This window comes from Kineosporia babensis (assembly GCF_021129305.1).
GTDB classification, from domain to species: domain Bacteria; phylum Actinomycetota; class Actinomycetes; order Actinomycetales; family Kineosporiaceae; genus Kineosporia; species Kineosporia babensis.
This window is the reverse complement of record NZ_JAJOMB010000056.1, coordinates 1-5,644: the sequence shown is the minus strand read 5'-3', so window position 1 is coordinate 5,644 and position 5,644 is coordinate 1. Positions and strand designations below refer to the sequence as shown.

Genomic DNA, 5,644 nt, shown 5'->3' with positions numbered 1-5,644 from the left:
CATGACCTGATGGTCGAGGCTCCCGAAACAGTCGGAGATGTCACCCTCGATGAACCAGTGCGTGCCCGACCACACCTCAGTGATCTACCGAAGCGCGGTATGGCACCCCCGTCCCGGCCGGAAACCGTGACTGTGATCGGAGAACCGGACGTCGTAGTACGACTCCAGCAGCATCCGGACCACTTCGGCGACCAGCTTGTCCGACCAGGTCGGCAGTCCCAGCGGGCGCCGTGTCCCGTTCTTCTTCGGGACATACACCCGCCGGGCGGGCTGCCATCGATATCGTTCATCGCGCAGCGCGTCGATGATCGACTCGATCCTGGCCACGGACATGCCGTCCACGGTCTCCGGGGTGGCCCCGGGCGTCATCGCCCCCGTGTTGGAGTAGATCCGCCCGTAGGCCACCAGGAACAGGTCCAGGTTGAACAGTTGCCGATACAGCCTCTCCAGCGGCAGACGTTGCCTGCCGCGTTCCCGGATGACGCCCAGCACCGTTGCGACCTCACGCATCTCGCGTACCTCCCATCGCTGGACATCATGACTACCTGTGCCCCTTCGCCCTGCGGACGGCTTTCCCGTCCTCCCTGGCCGGCCGTTACCCCGGCGACTACTACGGGCACTCCGTCGCCCTAGGACTCGCGTCCCGTAGGCGATCCCGTGGTACGTCTTCGCTGTACGTATCGAGCACGACGTAGGCCGTCTCTTCGTCTCCTCGCCCGTCCTCGCTGGACGGTGCCCGCCACCGCGAAGGTTGCACCAGCCTCACGGGTTCATGCCGGTGCACGGCGACGGCATCGGTTACAGGCGCAGTTTCGATGGATGCGCACTTTCATCGCTGGAGACCAGACTTCAGGCAATCCAGCCTTGGCCATATCGCGCGGGTCCCGCGGTACCACGCCCCAGCGCCTGGGCACGCCCACCGCTTTCCTGACATGCTATTGCCCCTTCAGTTTTCACGTCCAGGTAAGTCATCGGACCCAGGAACACTCCCTTCAAGTTCCTCCCGACTGCGTCGGGGATACAGCGAAGCGCCTCACGGCGCACACCGGACGTGCGGCTTTCACCGCATCCGGCTCAAGCAAGTCCCTGTGGGCGTCGCAGGGTGTAGGGCGGAAGACCGGGTGCTGTGGGAGTGTCCGGTGGCAGTGGACGTCGTCGTCGCTGTCGCCAGTAGTAGGCCAGGGCCGGGTCGTCCGGGGACGCGTCGGCATCGACCATCTGGTGACGGCGGATGGGGGTCCAGGACAAGCGGGTCAGGCAGGCGCCGGTTTCCCGGTCGCCGAAGAGCCATCGGTCTTGCCTGGTCGGGTGGAACCGCCCGAAGTAGCGGTTCACGATCCATCGGTACGACTTCGTCTCGTGCCGGTGCTTGGCCCACTTCAGCATCGTCCACACGAGTGTGGAGTCGATGTCGCCGAAGACCTCCTTGGACACACCTGTGCGGTAGTACGCGGCCCAGCCCCGCAGTATCGGGTTGAGCCTGCTGATCACGGCCATGGCGTTCGCGCCGTAGAGGCTGCGGACCTCGGTCCGGAGCCGGGCACGAAACCGCTTGACCGCTGCCGTCGACGGCGGGATCAGCAACTTCCCGGGGTTGCGGTAGTGGCGGACGGTGAAGCCGAGGAAGTCGAACCCTTCGGACAGGTGCACGATGCGTGTCTTGTCCTCGTTGAACGTCAGTCCCCGTGGTGCCAGCCACTGCGCGAGGCGTTCCTTGACCTGCTCGGCCTGCTCCTGGCTGGAGCAGAGCGCGACCAGGTCGTCGGCGTATCTGACCACGACCGGGGTTCCGGGAACCGACCATCCCCTTCGTGCGGGGGTGGTGTATTGCCGGGCCCCGGCTGCTGTTTCGATCCCGTGCAGGGCGATGTTCATCAGCAGCGGGCTGATCACCCCGCCCTGCGGGGTGCCTTCCAGGGTCGGGGCGTATCGCCGGTTCTCGACCACTCCTGCTCTCAACCACCGGGCCACGGATTGCCTGGCGGGGAATCCGTGCAGGTGTTCCAGTAGCCGATTGTGGTTGATCCGGTCGAATGCTGCGGTCAGGTCCGCGTCGAGGACCCAGGCCCGCTTCGGGCTCTTGCCCTTGCCGACGGCGAAGATCGCCTCGATCGCGTCGTGACAGCCCCGGCCGGGCCGGAAGCCGTAGCTCCTGGACTCGAACCGGGCCTCCCATTCAGGCTCCAGCGCGTTCAGCACCACGGCTTGCGCCGCCCGATCGGAGATCACGGGGATCCCGAGCGGACGCCGATTGCCGTTGGCCTTCGGGATGTAGATCCGGCGGACAGGTGCGGCCGGCGGCCTGTTTCCGCGCTGCTGGGCCCAGCGGGCCAATGCGATCCGCTGGGAACCGAACAGCGCGGTCCGGCCGTCGATCCCTGCCGTTCCTCGCCCCTGGTTGATCTGCGTGACCCGACGCGTGCTGATCAACGCGTTCGCCCGGGACCGCAGCATCAACCGCTGCAGGCTGCGCACTTTCCGGTGCTCACCTGCTCTCGACGCCGTGAAGATCCGTTGCCGCAGCCGCCGTACCTCCGCCTCGGCCCGGGCCCAGTCCACCTGGTCCCAGTCCTCAGGAAAGCCCCGCGATCCGTTCACCACTGAGACAGCGGCGTCCAACGTCCCCGCGGATGCTGGCGTTACGGTCATCATCATCTCCACAGACTCACCTGAGCCGCGTGGGCTCCCTCTCGGGCCGAGCACCAGGCTCGTATCCGGCCGGTTCGACACCCCACAGCCAGGAGGCTGGCTGTGCACATCGGGTGTTCTTCCCGTTGCCTTTCGGCGCACCGGCATTCGCTTTTCGGGTCATCCTGTTCCCGGCCGGGACATACGCCTTCCTCGCGGTCGGCCTACCAGCACTGTCAAGTGCCGGGTTTGGTAGAGGGTCTGATTACACGGTGATCGGCTCGGTAGCTGGGGTTTTGGTGTAGTAGTTGGCCTCGTGCTCGGCGGGCGGGACATGGCCGAGGGCCTCGTGCAGTCGGTCGTTGTTGTACCAGTCGATGTATTCGGTGGTGGCGATCTCGAGGTCGTCGATCCCGTTCCAGGGGCCCAGGTTGCGGACGAGTTCGGCCTTGTAAACCGAGTTCAAGGCCTCGGCCATCGCGTTGTCGTAGGAGTCTCCCTTCGAGCCGACCGAAGCAACGGCCTCGGCCTCTTCCAAGCGGGCGGTGTAGCGGACATCGACGTACTGAACGCCTCTGTCCGAGTGGTGAATCAGGCCGCTCAGGTCGCGCCCGGCACGCTGACGGGCCCAGATAGCCATCTGCAGGGCGTCCAGAGCCAGATCCGTGCGCATGTTCCTCGACAGGCGCCAGCCGACGATCTTCCGGGAGAACACGTCCAGGATGAACGCCGCGTAGACCCATCCGGAAAGTGTTCTCACGTAGGTGAAGTCGGCAACCCACAGCTGGTCCGGCGCCGTGGCGGTGAAGTTCCTCTTGACGTGATCGGCGCGGGTGTCGATACCCTTGCCGGCGACGGTCGTTCGGGGTGTCTTGCGGCGGGATACTCCTTTCAGGCCAGCCGCTTTCATGAGGCGCTGGATGGTGCAGCGGGCGACGGGCACGCCGTTGACGCCACCCAGGCGGGCCAGGGCGGCATACATTTTCCGGATGCCGTAGACGCCGTAGTTGCGGGCATGGACCTCCCGAAGTTTCGCCGTGACGGCCTGGTCCCGCACCGCCCGGTCTGAGGGCGGGCGCGCCTTGCGGGCGTAGTAGGTACTCGGAGCGATCTTGGCGCCCATCCCGGTCAGGACAGCGCAGATCGGCTCGACTCCGAACTGGTCTTTGTGCTGGTCGATGTACTCGACGATCAGCGCGAGGGACGGTCCGTAAAGTCGGCCCGGGGACGCGGTGCCAACCACTGATGGGAGTGGCTGATCCGTCTTCCCCGGGCCGCTTCCCGAACCCGGCGTGCACCTTTCAATGCACCGGGCTCTCCGCTCGTCCCGTTAGAGACCGGAGGCGACCATCGTCGCGGCCGGTTCGGGCCAGGGCGCAGGGATCTGCTTTCCCCGATACAGGTAACGAGTGGTCGTCACCTTCTCCGGGTCGTACAAGCTCCTGCGTGAACTGGCCGGCCACCATCCACCACCGCAGTAGATACGCCGTAGTTGCCTCCACGTGCTCTTACGGTGCTTTCGGCGCATCCATCGCCAGACCGTCTGCCATACGTAGTGACTCAGGTAGGAGAAGGTCGCCGAGGACACCCCCGCACGGAAGTAGGCACACCATCCCTGCAACACCAAGTTGACCCGGCGCAGCAGATCGTCGATAGGGACAGTGATCTCGATCTGTCGGCACAACGCCTTCACCTTGCCCGTCACGGCCCGGACGGCCTTCTTCGCCGGATAGGTGTAGACGTAACGCTTGTCCGTTCCCCGCTTGCGGTGGCGCTGGATGCGCCACCCGAGGAAGTCCAGCCCTTCGTTGATGTGGGTGATCAGGGTTTTCCCCTCGGACAGGCGCAAGCCCATCCCGGAGAGCACCTGCGCGATCTGCTCACGCAACTGCACGGCATGGTCCCTGGTGCCACGGATCATCAGGCACCAGTCGTCGGCATACCGGACCAACCGAAAGTTGGCCTTGCCCTGCCGATACCGTAGGGTCCTGACCCCGGGACTGCTGGACGGCCCGCCGGGTTCCTGGGCGATGAACTCGTCCAGGACCGACAACGCCACGTTCGCCAGCAACGGGGACAGGATCCCACCCTGCGGGGTCCCGGCGGTGGTCTCCTTCAGCAGCCGATCCTCACCGAGGATGCCCGCTTTCAGGAACGCCTTCACCAACCCCAGGACACGTTTGTCCCCGACACGATCTCTCACTCGCGCCATCAGCGCGGTGTGGTCGATCTCGTCGAAGCACGCCGTGATGTCACCCTCCAGCACCCACTCGTAGTTCCGTGGGCGACGGGCCAGGTAGTTCACCTCGGCGACCGCGTCATGGGCCCGGCGCCCGGGACGGAACCCGTAGGAACACGGGAGGAAATCCGCCTCGAAAACCGGCTCCAGCACCAGTTTCAAGGACGCCTGAACGACCCGGTCGGCCACGGTCGGGATCCCCAGACGGCGCAGCTTTCTGCCCGCCTTCGGGATCAGCCGCTCCCGCACCGGCAACGGCCGGAAACGACCGCTGCGCAACTGCTCACGAAGATCGGCGAGGAACACCCCGACGCTCTGCTTCTCGTGAACAGTCCCGACGGTCAGCCCGTCGATCCCGGCTGTCCTGGCTCCCTTGTTCCCCGCCACCCGTTCCCAGGCCACCATGAGGAAGGCCGGGTCAGCGACAAGGTTGAACAGATCATCGAACCTGCGATGAGGATCATCGCGGGCCCAACGGTGCAGCCCGGCCTGGATCTTCAGTACCCGATGCTCCGCCGCTACGCGCACGGACACCGGTTCGCCGGTATTCACCAACGATGAGCCCACTTCTGGCTCTCCTCCTGACATTCCAGCCTCCGACTGCTGCATAACAAGCTGGTCCCCTTCGCCCTGCGACCGGCTTTCCCGGCCTCCACCGGCGGGTCGTGACGCCCGCGACTACTACGAGACCTCCGCCCCACCCCACGGCCATCGATCAGCGACGGACCTACCCACCCGGACCAGACTGGCGGCCTGCCCGGACGGGAACCACGAGAC

Annotated in this window: 3 protein-coding genes and 1 pseudogene; all 4 read right to left on the bottom strand. The window is 65.7% G+C overall.

Annotated elements, in window-relative coordinates; all coding sequences use genetic code 11:
- Positions 1-510: pseudogene (locus LR394_RS40845) on the bottom strand (reverse transcriptase/maturase family protein); the annotation flags it as partial.
- A 564-nt stretch (positions 511-1,074) separates the two neighbouring features.
- Positions 1,075-2,649, bottom strand: a complete 1,575-nt coding sequence (gene ltrA, locus LR394_RS40840; RefSeq protein ID WP_231450107.1) for a group II intron reverse transcriptase/maturase — start codon at positions 2,647-2,649, stop codon at positions 1,075-1,077.
- A 244-nt stretch (positions 2,650-2,893) separates the two neighbouring features.
- A complete protein-coding gene (locus tag LR394_RS40835; RefSeq protein ID WP_231450106.1) occupies positions 2,894-3,871 on the bottom strand; it encodes an IS3 family transposase in 978 nt (325 codons plus the stop codon).
- An 87-nt stretch (positions 3,872-3,958) separates the two neighbouring features.
- Positions 3,959-5,419: a group II intron reverse transcriptase/maturase gene (gene ltrA, locus LR394_RS40830; RefSeq protein WP_407937222.1), complete on the bottom strand. Its 1,461-nt coding sequence runs from the start codon at positions 5,417-5,419 to the stop codon at positions 3,959-3,961.
- Positions 5,420-5,644: the final 225 nt, after the last annotated feature.